Genomic DNA, 19162 nt, shown 5'->3' on the forward strand with positions numbered 1-19162 from the left:
TGCTCTTTTTCGTGCTTTTTATCGTGCGCTGTGTCGCGCAAGGCGACGCAGGCAATCAGGCGGCGGCGGAAACCTTAGCCGAGTATTCCTTGACCAGACGCTCGACAGCGGGCGACAGTTGGGCGCCGGTGCCAGTCCAGTACTGCACGCGGTCCAGCGCAATGCGCAGGTTTTCCGTGCCTTCGCTAGCGACGGGGTTGTAGAAACCCACGCGCTCGATAAAGCGGCCGTCGCGACGGTTACGCGAATCGGTGGCCACCAGGTTGTAAAACGGACGCTTCTTGGACCCACCGCGGGCCAGGCGAATCACCACCATAGGTAATCCCTTGAATTAGTTGTGAAAAACGGGAAATTCTAGCACTTAAAGCAGCCGACTGGCAAATGCATGTGCTGAAAATCAGTGATGCGGCGCGATTTGTATCGTAAAACACCACATCCGGGTATTCTAGAAACTTGGGCCTTGGCCCGCCGCAGTCCAAAGTGTAGCCGCCCAGCGGCCTTTGTGCCTGCCGCCCGCCCTCTTTTATGCGTTTGAGCAGTTGGTGCGTCTGAAGAATAACCCGATTGGAGAGATCGGATTCATGTCGACCTACGCAATGCGCTACGCTCCGCCCCCTCCGCCGCTCCACTGCGGCGCCGATCTCGTCCCGCTTTCCCGTCCATCGCCCTCAGTCCGCATACATCGGACTCCGCGAGCTTGTCCCTGCTTTTCCCCGCGTTTCCCCAAGAACTTCCTTTTACTGGAGGGTGCTCCACCATGAAGAACCAAAAATCAGTCTTCGCCCCCGTCGCGCGCCTGGCTTTGGCCGGATTGCTGGCGGGAACCATGGCGTTGCCAATGGGCGCTTCCGCCCGCGTCGTCGGCGCGGCGCTGACAACTGCGTCTGGCCAGGTCACGGCCGTGGATCCGGCCACCCGCACCATCACGCTGCGAGGCGCCAATGGCAACACCGTTGATGTGGTCGCAGGACCAGACGTGCGCAACTTCCAGCAGATCAAGCCTGGCGACACGCTGACACTCGATTATTACGAGTCGGTCGCGGTGGACGTGCGCCCGGCCGGATCCGGAGCGCCGGAAGTCGTAACCGAGACCGCCGCCACGCGCGCCGACAAGGGCGCCAAACCCGGAGGAGCCATTGGCCGCCAGACCACGATCACGGCCGAAATCTGGCACATCAACCGCAGCGCGAATCTGGTGATCCTGAAGGGGCCGCAAGGCGGCAGGCGCACCATCCAGGTCCAGGACCCCGCCCTGCGGGAAAAGCTGAAGCAACTGAAGGAAGGCGATCTGGTGGATTTCACGATCACCCAGGCCGTCGCGGCAGCGATCCACAGATAGGGTTGCCTGAACCCCACAAAAAATTAAGGCCCGCGAAAGCGGGCCTTCTTGCGAGCGCCGGACGGGCTAGCGCCGACGCAGGAAATGAACGCAGCAACCTTCGGCCTCTTGTTGCGCGACCAACACATTGCCGGTCTGGCGCGCAAAGGCCTGGAAGTCGCGGATGGCATTGCGATCCGTCGTGATGACGCGCACCACCTGCCCGCTTTCCATTTGCGCCAAGGCCTTTTTGGCGCGCAGGATCGGCAAGGGGCAGGTCAGGCCGCTGGCGTCGACCTCCTGCTGGAAGGCCGGCGCGTCGGCGCCGGCCGCCAGGCTGGTATCGGCAGCGCTCATCAGAGACGCTCGCCCACCCATTTCTGCACGCCGGCAATGGCCGCGGGCAGCGCCGCGATGTCGGTGCCGCCGCCCATGGCCATGTCGGGACGGCCGCCGCCCTTGCCCCCCACCTGGCTGGCGACAAAGCCCACCAGGTCGCCGGCCTTGATGCGGTCGGTCAGGTCAGCAGTGACGCCACCCACCACGCTGATCTTGCCATCGGCGGAGCCGGTGGCAAGCAGCACGACGGCCGGCTTCAGGCGGTCCTTCAGGTTGTCGACCATGCCGCGCAAAGCCTTGGGATCGACGTCGCCGATGCTGGCGGCCAGGACCTTGACGCCCTTGACGTCGACCGCGGCGCTGGAAGCCAGGTCGTTGCCAGCGCTGGCGGCCAGCTTGTTGCGGGATTGATCAAGCTCTTTCTCGAGCGCCTTGACCTGATCCTGGACCTGCGCGATACGGGCAGGCAGGTCGGCGGGCGTACTGCGCAGCATGCCGGCGACCTGGGTCAGCAGGGCATTCTGGTTTTGCACCCAGGCCAGCGCGTTGTCGCCAGTGATGGCTTCGACGCGGCGCACGCCGGCGGCCACGCCGCCTTCGGAAACGATCTTGAAAAGGCCGATATCGCCGGTGCGGCTGACGTGCGTGCCGCCGCAGAGCTCGCGCGAGAAGCCGATATCAAGCACACGCACCGTATCGCCGTACTTTTCGCCGAACAGGGCCATGGCGCCGCCCTTCACTGCGTCGTCGTAGGCCATGACCTGCGCGACGGCGGGCTGGTTGGCGAGGATTTCAGCGTTGACGATGGCTTCGACTCGTGCGATCTGCTCGGCCGTCAGCGGGGCGTCCTGGGCGAAGTCGAAGCGGGTCTTGTCGGGATCCACCAGCGAGCCGCGCTGTTGCACGTGCGCGCCGAGCACCTGGCGCAGGGCCTTGTGCATGAGGTGGGTGGCCGAGTGGTTGCGTACCGTGCGGGCGCGGCGCACAGCATCTACGCGGGCCAACAAAGTGTCGCCAACCGACAGCGAGCCGGATTCCAGCACGCCGTGGTGGCCGAACACGCCAGCCTGGATCTTCAGGGTGTCGGCGACCGCAAAGCGCACGCCGTCGGCCTCAAGCAGGCCGGTATCGCCCACCTGGCCGCCAGATTCCGCATAGAACGGCGTGGCGTCGAGCACGACCACGGCGCTTTGACCGGCCTTGACGTCCTGAACCTGGGTGCCGTCCACGTACAGGGCCGTGACCTTGACGCCATCCAATTCCAGCTTTTCGTAGCCTTCGAAGCGCGTCTCGGCGCCTTCGTAGCTCAGGCCCTCGGCCATCTTGAATTTGCCGGCGGCGCGAGCCTGATCGCGCTGGCGTTCCATGGCGACCTCGAAACCGGCCATGTCGACGTCGACTTCGCGTTCGCGGCAGATGTCGGCGGTCAGGTCTACCGGGAAGCCGTAGGTGTCGTACAGCGTGAACAGGGTGGTGCCGTCCAGCACGCCGCCCTTGGGCACATTGGCCAGGGCGCCGTCCAGAATGCGCATGCCGTGTTCCAGGGTTTCGCCGAAACGCTCTTCTTCCTGCTTGAGAACCTGGGCCACGCGGTCGGCGGTGGCGGCCAGTTCCGGGTAGGCGTCGCCCATTTCTGCGACGAGATCAGGCACCAGGCGATGGAAGAACGGCTTGGTCTGGCCCAGCTTGTAGCCATGGCGCAGCGCGCGGCGCACGATGCGGCGCAGCACGTAGCCGCGGCCTTCGTTGCTGGGGATCACGCCGTCGACGATGAGGAACGAGCAGGCGCGGATGTGGTCCGCGATAACCTTGAGCGAGTTGTTTTCAAGGTCTTTGATGCCCGTTTCGCGAGCAGCGGCGGCGATCAGGTGTTGGAAGAGATCTATTTCGTAGTTGGAATGCACGCCCTGCAGCACGGCGGCGATGCGTTCCAGGCCCATGCCGGTATCGACACAGGGACGCGGCAGACGCGGCATGTTGCCGGCGGCATCGCGTTCGAACTGCATGAACACCAGGTTCCAGATTTCGATGTAGCGGTCGCCGTCTTCTTCGGGCGATCCCGGGGGGCCGCCCCAGACATCGGGGCCGTGGTCGAAGAAGATCTCCGAGCAAGGACCGCAGGGGCCGGTGTCGGCCATCTGCCAGAAGTTGTCGGACGCATAGCGCGCGCCCTTGTTGTCGCCGATGCGGATGATGCGCTCGGTCGGCACGCCAACTTCCTTGGCCCAGATGTCATAGGCCTCGTCGTCTTCCTGGTAGACGGTGACCCAGAGCTTCTCCGCGGGCAGCTTGTAGACCTGCGTCAGCAGTTCCCAGGCGTACTGGATGGCGTCGCGCTTGAAGTAGTCGCCGAAGCTGAAATTGCCCAGCATTTCGAAGAACGTGTGGTGACGGGCCGTGTAGCCCACGTTCTCCAGGTCATTGTGCTTGCCCCCGGCGCGCACGCTGCGCTGCGACGAGGTGGCACGCGTGTACGACCGCGTTTCCTTGCCCGTGAAGACGTCCTTGAACTGGACCATGCCCGAATTGGTGAAGAGCAAGGTCGGGTCGTTGCCCGGGACGAGCGACGACGAAGGAACAATGGTGTGTCCCTTGGACTTGAAGAATTGCAGAAACTGCTGGCGAATCTCGGAGGATTTCATCGTGGATGAAGCAGAATTTAGGCGAATCGCCAATTATAGAGGGTTGGCGGGGATACGCGGGATCGGGGCTGGCGGGAGGGGTTACCGCACGCAGACGTAACCGGTCGTCCAGCCTTCTGTTTCGGTCCATTTCCCCCCTGCGGATACGATGACGCCGGCATACCCTTCCGGGCAGGAACACTGGCCCGTGCGCGGGTTGGCGGTGGAAACACCCGTGTAATGGAAGCAGCCCAGCGGGTAGTTCATGCTGTAGGCGCCGCCGAAGCCCCCGTTTGCCTGCCTCCAGACACCGGACTCGCAGGAAAGCAGTTCCCCGTTGACCGACTTGGCCAGCGCCCCCGGCTGGACCCCGCAGTAATGACCAGGCGTCTCGCGTGCGCCCATGGTCACATATCCGCCAGCCTCAATGTTGCCCGCCACCGAGAGCCCGGCTTGCAGGTCGGGATCGCGGGTATCGCGCATCTTGACGTAGCCGTTCATGTCCGGCTGCCCGTCGCCTGAACCGGCCCACAGCGCGAGCGTGCCCGGCGCATGGGTGGGCGCCCCCGCCGCCAGCGGATTGGGAAAGCTGTAGGCAGCCCCGCGCAGCCGGTCCGGGGCGTCCGGCCATACGGCCCCGCCATAGCCGCCGGCGGCCTCGATGACGGATGCCATGGCGACCTGGTCGGGAAATTGCGTCCCCTTTTTAAACAAGGGTCTGTCGGCGTAAACGATGCCGTCCATCCGGCACGGCTCACCCGGGCAGGCCACGGCCCGCACAAGGCTGATACCGGCGCCGAAGCCCAGGGCCGACTGGTCGGGAAAGTCCGCTGGCAGGAGCCCCTGGCTGCGCAGTTCGGCCAGCGTGGGACGGAACGCGTCCGCGAACAGGGGCAAGCCTTTGCTGTCCACGGGCTGCTCGCCCCTTGCCAAAGCGTCGAAATGCCGCGCTAGCATCCCATCCACCGCCAACCGGACCTGTGTCATCCACACGCCGGTGGACCGGGCTGCGGCCGATTCGATGGCGTGCACCACTTCGTTCGACGCCCAGATGGCGACCGCGGTGGTAACGGCCAGGGCGAGCGCCATGGCCACCAGCGAGAATCCCGACTGACGCTGCGGGCGCACGGCCGCGCGCCGCCTGCCGATCCAGGCGCAAGTGGGCGCGCTCATCTTGCGGTAAAGACGAAAGTGTTCACGTCGCCCTGGCTGCACTGAGCCTGAGCCTGCGCCGCCCGATAGGGCGTGGCGGGCCGGGCGATGGAGTCCTTGACCACCTTGGCCCCGCCGCTTCCCGTGATGGAGATGATTTCCGACATCCGCTGCAGAACGGAAGCCAGCGCCGGACAGGCCGCGTGGCTGACGCTGGTCAGGGTGAGCGTGAACGCCGAGCCCATGCCCGCGCCATCGACGGCGGCGGGTTCGACCTCGACCACGCCGCTGCCGCCCGTCCCGCTGCCGCCCAGGCCGTGGGCGACGCTTGCCCCCGCCCCGGATCCCGCAACGGCGAGCACGGTCGAATCGCGCAGCGCGTTGGCCAGTGCGCCCGTATCCAGTCCCGTGTAGGGAGTCACGCCGCCGCCCTGGGCGTTGATCTTCATGCTGGCGATAAAGCGCTGCAGTTCTTCGCCCACCTTGGGCACCTTGTTTTCAATCACGTACCCGCCGATGGCCGGAATGCCCACGATCGCGATCAACAGGACGATGGCCGTGACGATGGAGACCTCCATCAACGAAAACCCCTGCTGGCGCGCGGCGCCGGATCGGAATGTCCCTGGTTTCTTCATGATTACCCTCTTTGAATGAAGCGCGCAGCCTCGCTGCGCCGTTGTCGCCAGCCTTTGCAGCGCCTATTGGCTGGCATAGAAATTGGTCAGCGCCTGACGCAGCTCGTCGATCACCGCGTAATGCCAGAGCGTGATACCCAACACGACCGCAAGGGACGAGATCAGCAGCGACCAGCGCAACACGAGCGCCTGCCGCCGCACCCGCGACAGGAGGCGGTGTTCGACCCGCTGGCGTACGCGGGCGAGCCCGGGCTCCACGCCCAAGGCGTCCATCATGTCGGCCATGTACCACCAGGTTTCCGGGTCCAGCAGGCCGGTGCCGAAGATCTCGGGACCGCTTGCTCCGCCATCTATACGGTCCAGCATGGCCTGCAGGTGCGCGTGCAGCCAGGGCGGCGCCTCGCGCGCCTGCACCGCCAGCGCATGCCTCAGCCGGGTATCGGCCGCGCCGTGCTGCCTGATAAGCACGGACAGCAGGGAAAGAAAGCGGATCGCCTGAAAATCGCGATAGAGCCGCCACAGCAGCCAGCGGTCAAGCAAGGATCTGATCTCGCCGGTCAGGTTCGCCAGCGACCACAGGGTAAGCAGGACGGCGCCCAGGATCAGCACCACCCAGAGCGCAAGCCATTGGCGCAGGCCGCCGGCCAGCGCGAAGAGCGCACGCGTCAGCGACGGGTAGTCTTCGGGCGGCACGGCTTGAAACACCTGCTGCAGCCGCGGCACGCTGAAGAATGGAATGGCGCACATCAATCCGAACGCGACCATGGCCGCCACCACGCCGGTCGCGGCGGCCGACAGCGTGGCGAGCCAGGCGTCGGACGACAGCCTGACCGCCCGCGCCAGATCCCGCAGCGCCGCAGCCAGATCGCCGCCCTCTTCCTGCACGCAACTCAGCAGTTGGCATTCGCCGTGCGGCAACGTGCCCGACCATGCGGCCCCCAGGTCGCCGCCGGCGTCCAGATAGGCGGCGGCCCAGCGCAGGCACAATCGGCCGCGCACGGTCGCCTGACCGTAGCGGCGCGCGTCGTCGTCGAAGATGTCGCGCAGGCTCTTGCGCCCCTGCGTGCCCTCTACGACATCGGCCAGATACTCGTAATAATCCGCGCGCTGTGAGCGGAACCTCAGCGCGTCCAAGCGGCCCTGATGACCGCCCCCGAGGAGACGGAACCGGATGAATGGAGCTCGGGCATGGTCAGCCATGGACGCCCCCGACAGCCGCCGCCTGAACGCCGCTGGGCGCAATGGGCAATTCGAATCGGCGCAGCAGCGTCCGGGGGTCGATTTCCCCATTGCTGACCTTGTAAAGGGCGCAATCCAGCGCCCGTACATCGTGCGCGCTGGCATGGCGCCAAGCCGTCCGGCTGACGGGCTGGAACTGTTGCTGGAGCCCCTGGTTGTCGCGTCTGCGCACCCGGTCCAGGAAACCCTCTGCGTAATCGGGTTCGATCATTTCGGCGGCAACGCTGCGGCCCGCAGTGCCGTTCAGTTCCGGCAGTTGCGCGCGCCGGCACTGCGGACAACCCGCCGCGTTCCTGACCCTGAGCGCGTGGGCGTCCAGATCGAAAGCCGCCTGCAATTCGCGCATCCAGCCCCGCCAGTCCTGCGCGCCAGGCCCTTCGTGGCGTCGGGAGGAGGTCCAGAGGCTGTCCACCGGAAGCGCGCAGCCACCGCAAAGCCGGGGCAACAGGGTCTGATAGATGAGCAGCTTCAGGATGCCGGGCGTAGCCAGAAATTCCCGCGACACGCCGATTGCGTCGGACGCCAGGCGCTCTGGAATCATTGCGGCCGAGCCGGCGTGCGTGGTGGCGTACAGGCTGACGCCCGAACTGGCCAGGTCCATGAAGGCGCGTCCGGTATGGGTGTCCCGGATCTCGCCGATCAGAAGATCGTTCATGGCCGACCGCTTGATTGTCTTGAGCTTGGCGTCGAGCGCGGGCCAGGCGGAGTCGGCAAGCGCGCCGGCAAGCGTATTCTGCAGCGCGTTGCCGATGTGGTATTCCACCGGATCCTCAAGCGTGATGACCTTGCGCGTGGGCGCAATTCCCTGCATCAGCGCGGCGATGGTGGTGGACTTGCCCGAGCCGACCACGCCCGCCAGCACGATGGCGCCGCCCTCGCGTTCGCGCGCCCGCCGCAGGGTTTCGGCCTGCCCCGGGAGATAACCCAGCGCAAGCAGGTCGCCGTTCACGGAAGCATCCAGCCGCAGGATGCGCAGGCACACCGACGGACCCGCGTCGGCGGCAAGCGATGCCCAGCGCAGCACGATGGGAACGGCGTCCACATCCAGCGCGATGCGGCCCTGCTGTTCGAGCGCCGGATCGAACACCGCACCATTGCCGCCGCGCACATCCATCCAGGCCACGGCCAGCACTTCGAGCAGTGTGGAACCGGACACCCCCGCAAAGCGGTCGGTGCCGACGTATTCGCCATGGATGGTGTAGCGGACATTGCCCGCGTCGCGCCGCTGGTCCACATTGATGTGAATGTCGCTTGCGCCCTGGGCGACGCCCCAGCGGACGATATCGAGAAACAGCGCCGCCAGCGCCGAAGCCCTTTCCGCCTGCCTTGACCTGCTCCAGCGCCCCGTGCCGGAAGCCGTCAATTGGCCGCGGGCGATCATCAACAGAAGCGGAGCGGGGAGCACGTAACGGGAAGGTTGAGCCTTGCGGTATCCCGCCGCCCTCACCATGCGCTCGATCTCGTCGATCTGGTCTCCGACCGTGTATTCCCTGACGGCAAAGACGGCGGCCTCGCCGCCTTGCAAGAGCACCGGGCAAAGGCGTCCGGCCAGGGCGGCCAGGTCGAACTGGCTGCCCAACGCCCTGACGAACGCAGGTTGCAGGCGCGCGATGTCTTCGGGGGTGTTGAGTTCGGGCATGGCGAGCTCGGGCCCACGCGCGGCCAATGCCCCCTCAGGAGAGGTTTGCGGCGTCATGGCCTGGGGCCTCCCGCGTCGAGGCAGGCGGTGTGATCGCGGCCGTCGCGGTGCAGACGAACGCAGGCGCCGTCGATGGTCAGCAGCCGGTATGCGTCCATCGCGGCCGCCCCCGCAATGGGATCGTCCCTGCCTGCCCGGTAGCGCAGCAGAGAGCCGTTGACCACCACGTCGACATTCAGGCGCTTTGCGGTGCCGAATATCGCGGCGACGCGGATGTCATCCGACCGGCGAGCAGGCTGCGCGGCGGCTGAGGCCGGCGGCCCGCCCGGCCCGCAAACGCCAGGCGCCCTGCAATCCGCCAGGGCGGCGGCGGCATCCGCCCGCAACAGGGCGCGCACGGTTTCCGCCTCGGGCCAGGGCTGCGGCTCCAGCGCCTGCACGTCGTCGCCCTGCGCCCCGCACGCCGAGGCCGAGCTTGCCGCCGCAACGATGCCGAGAAGAAGCCGTCCGAAAACCGACCGGCTGAAAATGCAATGCTCATTCCTGTTCATAGATATCCCCCTGCAATTCGGCGACGAGCGCACTTGACGTCAGACTGGGCTGCAGTTGCGGCTGCACATTGACCACGAGCCGGGACCATCGGGCTGCGGAGATGGGCCCCGGCAACAGCGCCATCGACCGCAAGGGCCCATGCAGGACCAGCGCCCGGCGCCGGATCACGGGCATGTCCGGTAGGGACGGAGCCGCCTGCCCGGTATGCGTTTGCGGCGCAGCCGCCATTCGCGGCATCAGCGGCATCAGCGGCGCGGCCGGCGACAGCGATACGGAAGCGAATGCCGGCCGCAATCCCTGCAGCCCGCCTACCACCTGCGTGTCGACATGGAGGGCGGCGGGCAGGGTCATATCGGCCAGCCGCAATGCGCCGGACGCCATGCGCCACATCAGCGTGGCTTCCTCGAGCGGCTTGAACGACACCTGCCAGCCGTCTGGCAGCAAGGCGTAAAGGCCGTGGTTGGTGGCCTGCGGGTGGGCCCGGACGTATACGGCGGCGCAGTTCCATTGCAGCGCATCGGAATCGCATTGCGCGCGGCGCAGCGCCCACCCGCTGACCTGTATCGGCAGCTTGCCCACACCGGCCAGCAGACGGCCCAGTTCGGCCGGCGCGTGCGCGAGCGTTGCGTGCACCAGGGCCCGATAGGCGTCCACCTGGGGATCCGGCACCGATGCCGGTTCCGGCTTGACGGCGGTTGGCCCAACGAACGTAATGAATGCCGTGTTCCATAAGGGCGGCGCGGCGGCGGCAAGGCCGATGCACACCAGGAACACGCGCAGCGCCAACGGCAGCTCGGCCCAGCGCGATGGCAGCGCCGCCAGCGCGGCGCCGGGTTCCACCGCCCGCATCATGGCGGCCCAGACCAGTTCGCCGTCCTGCTCCCTGAGCCCAGGACGCAGCGCGAGCAGCGCCTGCTGTTCCCGCCGGGCCTCTTCAAGCGATCCGAACAGTTTGTCCGCCTGCGAGAGGACCGCGCCGCCCTGCGCCGCCGCCAGCCAGTGGCGACCGTCCGGCAAGCGCACGAGGCTATGGGCGCCCTCGGGGTACAACAGCGCAAACAGCTGCGCGGCCGCCTGTGGCGGCGACACGCCAGCCCCATGCGAGGACCACGCGGGACGGCTGCGCCGCAGGCCCGGACGCGCGCGTCCAAAGCCGGCCACTGTGGCGGGGGCGCCACCCACGACGTAGTGCGTGGCCCGCAGGCGCCGCCCGCGCGAACGCGCCAATTTAGGGACGTTGGACCCGATCAGCGCAAACCAGCGCAGACCGAAGGCAAGCATCCGCCCGGAGCCGGGACATTCAAACTGCAGGATATGAGGGGCCCGGTCCACGTTCAGTACCCTTCCTCGACCTGGGCCGTCACGAGGATCAGCGTCGTCAGGCGATCAGAGGCGACGCTGTCCCTGCCGCCGGCCAGCAGCGGCATGCCAGGCGCGAGGCGTTGACGGTCATGCTGGTCCTGCTTGCGATCAAAGCCCGAGACGATCATGGGCTGGCCGGGACGCAGTTCGATCTGCTGCACGGTGCCGCTGCCGTCGATGGTGATCTGCTGCACCTGAACCTGGTTGGCGCTTTCTCCGAAAGTGATGGTCTTGAGCGGTTGCGCAACGGCGTTGTCGTACGCGATGGAAAGCAGGATCTGCCCGTCTTCCTGGATGTCCGGCAGCAGGGTCAGGAAGGAACCCACGGTTTCTTCTTTCTGGCTGATGGACACTGCGGGCAACGAACCGTTGGCGCCGCTGGACGTCATGCCGGGGACCGCCGTGCTCTGCACGCGGTCGATATAGGAAAAGGTGGTGCGCACCGCGTGCGTGACGGGCCGGCGATTCAAGGTAAGAACCGGGATCTTGCTGTGCCGCACGACGGATCCCATGGCGCTTAGGGCGGAAACGATGGCCTGCGACCCTCGGAACGGGCCATTGCCGGCGGCGGCCTGAAGCAGGCCTGCGCCCGTTCCCGGCACGCCAGGCACGGCAAACCGCGCGCTCGCGCCCGCCACGGAATACAGGGCGGTCCAGTCGATTCCCGCCGAGGCTTCGTTGTTCGCAATAAGCGTGATTTCTTCGAAGACCAGGCGGACCCGGCGCGTCAGCGCCTTGTTCTCGCGTTCGAGGTAGCGCGCAACCCGTTCCAGCGCATCCGGCGTATCGGTCACGACCAGCGTGGCTGCGCCCTCGACCTGCTCTGCGATGACGCCGGATCGGGTGAGAAAAGGCAGGACGTTGGCCCGCAGGACCGCCAGCGCTTTGTGCTCGCCCGCCGACAAGGACGTATTGGACGTGCTTTCAAAGCCCTCGCCTTCCGCGCTGCCCGAACGGCCGAGCCGCACGTCGACCTTGCTGGCCAGCGACAGCGCGCGCAGATCGAACACCCGCGTTTCGGTGCGGTAGAACTCGAGCGCATTGTGTTCGTAACGCCAATACACCGAAAAGCGCGCCGCTAGCGCATCCAGCAGATCCGCCAGGGGCTGGGGATCCGCGCGCACCTCGATGCGCGCGGGCGCCGCGACGGCGAGAGAACCGCTGATGGCCAACCGCGGCAGGAACAGATCCTGAGGCAGCAGCGCCTCGGGGCGCACTCGCACGGCGATACCGGTCGCGGCGGTGAGCCGCTGGGCCAGCGTGGAAAGGTCAGCGTCGTCGGCCAGCATCAACGTGGTCTGCACGTTCTCGCGCAGCGCCGGCGGCAGCAGGATCTCGCGAGCCAGGGGCTGCGGTTTGCCCGCCAGCCATGGCGTCGCGACCTCTTGCGCGGCGATGCGCGCCTGGCGGTCGGACAGGCCGTCGGCGAACGACTGGTGGCGGGCCGCGGCGTCCGCATGCCTGCGGGTGGCCGCCAGGCGCATGTCGGAAACCTGTTGCGATACCGAGCACCCGCCAAGGAGGCAGGAAAGCGTGATGGAAACAACCAGCCTGGAATTCATGCTGCGGCTCCTTGCGCCGCTGCACGCGAACACGATTGGGCAAGAGGCACGACACGCAGCACGCGATTGCCATAGAAGCAGGGTTGCAGGGGCCTGTCGGCCAATTCCGTCGAGCCCAGCAGTTCGCGCACGGCAGATTTGAAGTCGCCCGAGAATTCGGCGCTTGCGGACAGGGGGATATCTACGTCCACGGCCCAATGCTGCGGCTGGAAGGTCCATCCGGCGGCAATCGCCCACCGCGCCAGCACCGCTCGCAATGTTGCGTCTGGCGGCGCAGCGCGGTACAGGGAGGCCTGTGCCGCGGCAGGCGTGTTGAGGGGCGACACGTCATCGGGAAGCTTGCGTGTCAAAGGCGTTGGCGCGGCCGCAGCGCTCGGGGCGGACGGCGCCAGGGAAACTGCTGGCGTCGAAACGGAGGGCATTCCGTGCGCGAGGTCCGGTCCGCTGGCGGCTGCTTCAGGCGGACGGGATTCGACCGCCCCGCTTCGCGCCGAAGCCGTCGATAGCGACGACGCCGCCTCGGCCGACTGTGCCCGTTGCGCTCTGGCCGTCAGCCGGCCGCCGCGGAAAGACAGGCCTTTCCATGCGCCAACGACCACCACATAGGGATCGCGGCGCACATACGGCAAGGCTTGTTCGCCGTCGCTGCCCACGCCGAAGATTGCTGGCAGCGGCTGACCCGGCTGGAATTGCAGCCAGGTTTCGCGGCCGTCGTCGAAGACCTGCAGGGGCGCAACGGCGGGATCGCCGGAGAGCTGCCAATCAAAACGAAAGCCCTGCGCGGACGGGCCCGCAGGTTGCCAGGAAGAGCCGCCCAGGCCCTGACCCGACCAAGAGCACGCGCCGAGACAGGACAGCCCGGCCACCAGGAAGAAGATTCGCACCATGCCTCACCGCGAGCAAAAGGCGCATCAGAAGCGACGCGCATGAGAGGCATGATGGCCGGGCGCTCCGGGCGCCGCCAGACTGGCATGTACGCATGGATGGATTGATCCATCCTGTCCGCTCCCCAGGCAGCGGACGAAAAAAAACCCGGTCAGTGTAGACCGGGCTTTTCCTGCAAGGACGCGACGCCCGCGTCAGCGGCGCCGCGCCGTTCCAGCGGAATCAGCGCTGAGCAGCGATGCTGCGCGCCTGCGAGGCCGCATTGTTCAGGGCCGCGACGGGAGGCACCTTGCCTTCGAAGGCGTCGGTGAGTTCCTTGTTGAGCACGGGCTCGATGCGTTCGTAGTTAGCCATGCGGAAGCCGCGGCTGGTGTTCACGGGCTTGGCGCTCATCGAGGCGATCAGCGTCTGTGCGCCCGGAATCTTGCTGTAGAACGACACGTCGGACGCGCGGAACGCAGCCTCGGTCAGGGGCAGATAGCCGGTGCGCTGGTGCCATTCGGCGGCGACGACCGGTTTGGACAGCCAGGCCAGGAACTGCGCCGTGGCCTTTTCCTGGGCTTGCGGATGGCCTTCCAGCGCCCACAGCGCGGAACCGCTGACGAACGGCTTGCCGCCTTCCTTGGTGGCCTGCTCGTAGTAAGGCAACGGAGCCACGCCGAAGGAGAGCGACTTGGTGGCCAGGAACTGGCCGAACGCGCCCGAGTTCGCCGTCAGCACTGCGCATTCGCCCTTGGCGAACAGCTTGTCGCTGGCGTTGTCGCCCGAGTAGGCCGTGAACAGCAGCGAACGCTTCCAGCTAACCATCAGCGAGATGTGGCGCATGTAGAGCGTATCGAACTGCATGGCGGGCGCGGCGGACTTCTTGGTGACCGCGTCCAGCCCGTTGTTGTTGCTGGTGAACGACTGGTTGTTGATCGGGGCCAGGTTCTCGAGGTGAACCGCGACCTGGTCGCTGGAAGCGTAGGGGCAATCAATATCAGCCACGTCGCGCAGCTTGAGCAATTCGCCCTGCAGGGCAGTCCAGGTGCGGGCAGGCTTGTTGGGATCGAGGCCGGCCTTCTTGTAGGCGGCGGTGTTGTAGAACATCACCGGCACTTCGGCCATCCAGGGGAACGCCAGGATGCGGCCCTTGCTGTCGCGCGTGAAGCTGCTGGTGGCGGGGATGAACCAGTTCAGGTCTTTGATCGGGTACTTGGCCAGCAATTCGTACAGCGGAAGCACCGCCTTGTGCTGGGCGACGACTTCGGGAGAGTGGTTGTCGGAGAGCTGCAGCAGGTTCGGGCCCTTCTTGGCCTTCACTGCGGACACCGCTTCCTGCTCGAGCGCGGCGGGTGTAGCAAAGCCGCGCAGCGTGACGCGGACATCGTCCTGTTCTTTGTTGTACTGCTTGGCCAGCTTTTCGAATTCGGCCTTGTTTGCGTCTGTCAGCGTGTGCCAGACCTGTATTTCCACGGCGGCGGCGTTTGCCGCGCCGGCCATCGCCATCGCGGCGCCAAACACCCATGCGCGCCGGCTGGCGAACATCGCGCGGGCAACGCCCGCCAATTGCAGTTTCTTCATAGGTTCACAGACCAAGAAAAGGGAATTCCGGTTCCGGCCGCCGTCCACTGAGCAGATCGGCCAGAGCCCGGCCCGAGCCAACACCCATCGTCCAGCCAAGCGTACCGTGTCCTGTATTGATATACAAATTCGGAATACGGCTGCGGCCGATGATGGGCACGTTCGAGGGAGTGGACGGGCGCAGGCCCGACCAATAGCTGACGCGCTCGAAATCGAGCGCGTCGGGGAACAACTCTTTTGCCAACCCGGTCAACGCTTCGCAACGACCCGTGTTCAGACCGCGGGAATAGCCGGACAGTTCCGCAGTGCCGGCCATACGCAGGCGGTCGCCCAGGCGCGAGAAGACGATCTTGTGGCTGCTGTCGGTGAGGCTGACAGTGGGGGTCGCACCCGGATTAAGAACGGGAAACGTCGCGGAATAGCCCTTGGCCGGGTAGACGTTGCACGGAATGCCCAGGGGCCGCAGCAGCATGGGGCTGAAGCTGCCCATCGCCACGACGTAGGCGTCGGCCGCCAGCGTGGCGTACTGTCCGTCGGGTTGAATGAGTTCGATGCCTTGCACGGCGCCGCCCGTGGTCAGCAAACGCGTCACGCGGGTGCTGTAGCGGAACTCGACACCGGCGCGGGCGCAGTGTTCAGCCAGCGCAACGGTAAACAGGTGCACGTCCCCGCTTTCGTCCTCGGGGGTGTAGTCGCCGCCGACGATGGTTTTACGATGCGGCGCCAGCGCGGGTTCGATCGCGATGACCTCGTCGGCCGACACCACGCGACGTTCGACGCCAAAGTCGCGCATCAGTCCGGCGGCGCGCTGGGAATTTTCAAATTCGTGGGGATCGCGGTAGAAATTCAGGATGCCGCGTTCGAGGTGGTCGTACTGGATGCCCAGTTCAGCGCGCATGCCGCGCAGCGTGGAGCGACTGTATTCGGCCATGCGGACCATGGCGCGGATGTTCGGAGCTAGGCGGCTGGGCAGGCATTCGCGCAGGAACGCCAGGCCCCACATCCATTGCCGCCAGTCCAGTTGCGGACGAAACAGCAGCGGCGCGTCGTCGCGGAACATCCATTTCAGGAGCTTGAGGGGCGCCTGGGGATTGGCCCAGGGCTCGGCGTAGGACACGGAAATCTGCGCGCCATTGGCCAGGCTGGTTTCCTGTGCGGGACCGGTGCAGCGGTCTATGACCACGACGTCATGACCCGCCTGGCTTAGCCACCAGGCGCTGGAGATGCCGATAATGCCGCTTCCCAATACCGCTACTTTCATGCCCGCATCGCTCCTTGCAAGCCAGTTCCGTGCGCGGACCCGATGTCCGCGCCCCCTGGCAAGCCGCTGCCAAAGCAGTTTACCCCGCCGCTTTGCCGCCGACTAAGTAATAAAACTTCATCTTACTTAAGACCCGGCCTTGGCCAGATCGGCCTCGGACGTAAACGCGTCCGCGTAGAACTCCTCGGGAGGCAGGCCGTTCTGGGCGCTGAACTCGCGCCGCGCGGCATCCACCATCAGTGGCGTGCCGCAGGCGTAGACCTGGTGGCCGGACATATCGGCGATATCGCTCATGACGGCTTCGTGGACGAAGCCGGTCCGGCCGGTCCAGCCGTCTTCCTGCAGGGCATTGGACACCACGGGGACATAGCGGAAGCCAGGCAGGAGGCCAGCCCAGGATTGCGCCAGCGCATCCATGTACAGGTCCTGCGGACGGCGGCCGCCCCAATACAGCGTGACGGGACGGGAGATGTTCTTGTGGATCATGTGCTCCACGATGGCCTTGACCGGCGCGAAGCCCGTGCCGCTGGCCAGCAGCACGATGGGCTTGTCGCTGTCTTCGCGCAGGAAGAACGACCCGAACGGCCCTTCCAGGCGCAGGATCTCGCGCTCTTTCATCTGCGTGTCGCCAGCGCCGAAGACGTGGTCGGTGAACAGGCCGCCCGGCATGTGGCGGATATGCAGTTCAAGCGGGCTGCCGGTGTGGGGCGCGCCCGCCATCGAATAGCTGCGGCGGCGGCCATCTTTCAGGATGACTTCGATGTATTGCCCCGCGTAGTAGCGGAACTGTTCGGAAGCCGGCAGTTGCAGCTTGAGCACCGTGACGTCGGGCGCCACGCGTTCCATCGTCTGCACGCGCGACGGCAGCTTGCGGATCTGGATGTCGCTGGCCAGCCGGACCTCGGTGGATTCGACCACCAGGTCGGACTCGGGCCGCGCCTGGCAGAACAGCGTGTAGCCGTCGGCCAGTTCTTCCGGCGAAAGGATCTGCGCGGGATACTGGCCGGCGTCGAACTCCCCGGACACCACTTTGCCCTTGCAGGTAGAGCACGCGCCGTTGCGACAGCTGTAGGGCAGCACGATGCCCGCGGCCAGCGCGGCGTCGAGCACGGTCTGGCCGGGCTCGACCGGGAATTGATGCTTGCTGGGTTGGATGATGACCTGGAAGCTCATGATGAAACGGTTCAGAGGCGACGAAGCGCTATCCGGCTTGGCCGGGATGGCGCTCCGCCCGGCCCGGCGTCAAGCCGGGAACTTGCGGATTTCCTTGACGCGGTTTGCGTCGTCGACCAGCACCACCTGCGGCTTGTGCTTGGCCGAATCATCTTCGGACATGGGGCCGTACGTGCAGATGATCAGCAGATCGCCCACCTGGGCGCGGCGCGCTGCCGCCCCGTTCAGGGAGATGGCGCCGCTGCCGCGCGCGGCCTTGATGATATAGGTGTCGAAACGTTCGCCATTGGTGACGTTGTAGAGTTCGATGCGTTCGAACTCGCGCATGCCGGCAGCGTCCAGCAGGTCTTCGTCGATGCCGCATGACCCCTCGTAGTGAAGGTCGGCTTCCGTGACCGTGACGCGGTGCAGCTTTGCCCGCAGCATGATGCGTTGCATAAAAAAATTCCTGGTTCCGCGGCCCGGCACGCGAAGTGTTGCAAGAGTTGATGCCCGGCATCCGGGATTGCCGTCGAAAGCCGGTATTCTATAATTTTTGCCGCAACGGGACGGCCCGTTGCTGCGCGCAGTCAAATGGCTGCCGCCTTTTCCGGGGACGACCCCTATTTATGCCGGCGCCCCGCCGGCAATGCAATCGTAGGAGTCGTGCATGACCTGGATCATCCTGGTATTGGCTGGCCTGTTTGAAATCGTCTGGGCCGTTGGCCTGAAATACACCCACGGGTTCACCCGGCTGTGGCCGTCTGTACTTACCGTGGGCGGCATGATCATCAGCTTTTGGCTGCTTGCCGTGGCCATGAAGTCTCTGCCGCTGGGCACCGCCTACGCCGTGTGGGTAGGCATCGGCACGGTGGGCGCCTTTGTGGCGGGCATCGTGCTGTTCGGGGAATCGACCAGCTGGATGCGCATCGCCAGCGTCGCCTTCATCGTCCTGGGCCTGGTAGGCCTGAAGCTGTCTTCGGCCTAACGCCGCCGGGCGGCGCGTCAGAAATCCAGTTCGATGTCGACCGCGTCGCCCACTTTCAGGCGCGCCCCCGCCGGCGCGTCCAGGATGGCGTTCTGGCCGAACACCACCCCGATATCCAGGTTGCGGTAGCCCGCCAGTGTGCGGCCGGGCTCGTCGTACTGCCTGGCGGTTTGCTGATCAATGTCCGGAATCGAGCAGCGGGTGCAAGGCTTGACGAACGCCATGCGCACGTCCGCCGCCGTGATCATGGCGGTATGGTCTTCTTCAAAGGGTTCCCATTCGCCCTGGATCACGATGTTGGGACGAAAGCGGTCCATCGGCACCGGCGCCGCCCCCTTGGCCTGCAGGCGGGCGTTAAGGTCGTCCAACGAGGCCTGGTTTGCCACCAGCAGCGGAAAGCCATCGGCGAAACCGAAACAATGTTCGCCCACGAAGGCGTCGGCCAGGTCGGGATGCGCATCCACCCACCGCGAGACCCAGTCGGGCTTGGCATTGCGGCGCGCCGCAATGTCCACCTTGAGCAGCCTGCACGGCGTCTTGAGAAATTCCGTCAGCCATTGCGCCGCGGCCGCGCTTTCGCTGCGGGCGGAGATGGTGTCGCTCCAGACCCCCACGGTCCGCGCGCCGGATTCCAGCCCGGATCCATCCAGCGCGACGTCCAGGTCTGGCATTCCGGGCGCGGACAGCCGCAGGGCATTCTGGGCGAGCGCCGTGCGAATCAGCGCCATGGCCGGCCATTGCCGCTGGGTCATGAACACGCCGTCGGCGTCGACCACCATCCAGCGGCGGTCGTAGGCCAGCCCGGCGCGGTCGATGGGCGATTCGGCGAGGTCGATGCCCGCGCAGGATTTGACGGGATAGATGTGCAGGCTGAGGATACGGGCGGACATGGCG

The 19162-nt window shown here is 66.1% G+C and carries 18 protein-coding genes; 2 read left to right on the plus strand and 16 right to left on the minus strand.

Features of this window, described 5'->3' with window-relative positions:
- Positions 1-55 precede the first annotated feature (55 nt).
- The gene (gene rpsP, locus KYC_RS18340) at positions 56-316 is read right to left on the minus strand and encodes a 30S ribosomal protein S16 (protein ID WP_008165084.1); all 261 of its coding nucleotides are present in this window, start codon (positions 314-316) and stop codon (positions 56-58) included.
- A gap of 441 nt (positions 317-757) precedes the next feature.
- Here rpsP and KYC_RS18345 point away from each other — a divergent pair, with 441 nt between their 5' ends.
- A complete protein-coding gene (locus KYC_RS18345; RefSeq protein WP_008165085.1) occupies positions 758-1339 on the plus strand; it encodes a hypothetical protein in 582 nt (193 codons plus the stop codon).
- A gap of 66 nt (positions 1340-1405) precedes the next feature.
- Here the strand turns inward: KYC_RS18345 and KYC_RS18350 are convergent, their stop codons facing one another.
- From KYC_RS18350 to panD, 14 genes are all read right to left on the minus strand, one after another.
- Positions 1406-1675 (minus strand): sulfurtransferase TusA family protein, encoded by a 270-nt coding sequence (locus KYC_RS18350; protein WP_008165087.1) that lies wholly within the window; start codon positions 1673-1675, stop codon positions 1406-1408.
- Positions 1675-4299, minus strand: coding sequence for an alanine--tRNA ligase (gene alaS / locus KYC_RS18355; RefSeq protein WP_008165090.1), 2625 nt, complete (start codon positions 4297-4299; stop codon positions 1675-1677). The genes KYC_RS18350 and alaS overlap by 1 nt, the downstream gene beginning before the upstream one ends.
- Before the next feature lie 81 nt (positions 4300-4380).
- Positions 4381-5451: a hypothetical protein gene (locus KYC_RS18360; RefSeq protein ID WP_008165091.1), complete on the minus strand. Its 1071-nt coding sequence runs from the start codon at positions 5449-5451 to the stop codon at positions 4381-4383.
- Positions 5448-6065 (minus strand): type 4 pilus major pilin, encoded by a 618-nt coding sequence (locus KYC_RS18365; protein ID WP_043518853.1) that lies wholly within the window; start codon positions 6063-6065, stop codon positions 5448-5450. The genes KYC_RS18360 and KYC_RS18365 overlap by 4 nt, the downstream gene beginning before the upstream one ends.
- A 63-nt stretch (positions 6066-6128) precedes the next feature.
- Entirely contained in the window at positions 6129-7199 is a 1071-nt protein-coding gene (locus tag KYC_RS18370) for a hypothetical protein (RefSeq protein ID WP_008165097.1), read from the minus strand.
- A 58-nt stretch (positions 7200-7257) separates the two neighbouring features.
- Positions 7258-8943, minus strand: coding sequence for an ATPase, T2SS/T4P/T4SS family (locus KYC_RS18375; RefSeq protein WP_008165100.1), 1686 nt, complete (start codon positions 8941-8943; stop codon positions 7258-7260).
- 53 nt (positions 8944-8996) lie between these two features.
- Positions 8997-9494, minus strand: a complete 498-nt coding sequence (locus tag KYC_RS18380; RefSeq protein WP_008165102.1) for a hypothetical protein — start codon at positions 9492-9494, stop codon at positions 8997-8999.
- On the minus strand, positions 9481-10776 hold the full coding sequence (locus KYC_RS18385; protein ID WP_008165103.1) for a hypothetical protein: 1296 nt from the start codon (positions 10774-10776) through the stop codon (positions 9481-9483). The genes KYC_RS18380 and KYC_RS18385 overlap by 14 nt, the downstream gene beginning before the upstream one ends.
- 53 nt (positions 10777-10829) lie before the next feature.
- Entirely contained in the window at positions 10830-12419 is a 1590-nt protein-coding gene (locus KYC_RS18390) for a hypothetical protein (protein WP_008165105.1), read from the minus strand.
- Positions 12416-13306, minus strand: coding sequence for a TrbG/VirB9 family P-type conjugative transfer protein (locus KYC_RS18395; protein ID WP_008165107.1), 891 nt, complete (start codon positions 13304-13306; stop codon positions 12416-12418). The genes KYC_RS18390 and KYC_RS18395 overlap by 4 nt, the downstream gene beginning before the upstream one ends.
- A 220-nt stretch (positions 13307-13526) precedes the next feature.
- Positions 13527-14867, minus strand: a complete 1341-nt coding sequence (locus tag KYC_RS18400) for an extracellular solute-binding protein (protein WP_008165110.1) — start codon at positions 14865-14867, stop codon at positions 13527-13529.
- 4 nt (positions 14868-14871) lie between these two features.
- Entirely contained in the window at positions 14872-16128 is a 1257-nt protein-coding gene (locus KYC_RS18405; protein ID WP_008165112.1) for a D-amino acid dehydrogenase, read from the minus strand.
- Between the two features lie 126 nt (positions 16129-16254).
- On the minus strand, positions 16255-17301 hold the full coding sequence (locus KYC_RS18410; RefSeq protein WP_008165114.1) for a CDP-6-deoxy-delta-3,4-glucoseen reductase: 1047 nt from the start codon (positions 17299-17301) through the stop codon (positions 16255-16257).
- A gap of 69 nt (positions 17302-17370) precedes the next feature.
- Entirely contained in the window at positions 17371-17739 is a 369-nt protein-coding gene (gene panD / locus KYC_RS18415; RefSeq protein WP_008165116.1) for an aspartate 1-decarboxylase, read from the minus strand.
- A 211-nt stretch (positions 17740-17950) separates the two neighbouring features.
- Here panD and sugE point away from each other — a divergent pair, with 211 nt between their 5' ends.
- Positions 17951-18268, plus strand: a complete 318-nt coding sequence (gene sugE, locus KYC_RS18420; RefSeq protein WP_008165118.1) for a quaternary ammonium compound efflux SMR transporter SugE — start codon at positions 17951-17953, stop codon at positions 18266-18268.
- Between the two features lie 17 nt (positions 18269-18285).
- Here the strand turns inward: sugE and KYC_RS18425 are convergent, their stop codons facing one another.
- Positions 18286-19158 carry an MOSC domain-containing protein gene (locus KYC_RS18425; protein WP_008165120.1) on the minus strand — a complete coding sequence of 291 codons (873 nt, stop codon included), beginning with the start codon at positions 19156-19158 and terminating at the stop codon, positions 18286-18288.
- Positions 19159-19162: the final 4 nt, after the last annotated feature.

The organism is Achromobacter arsenitoxydans SY8 (assembly GCF_000236785.1).
Lineage (GTDB): Bacteria > Pseudomonadota > Gammaproteobacteria > Burkholderiales > Burkholderiaceae_B > Achromobacter > Achromobacter arsenitoxydans.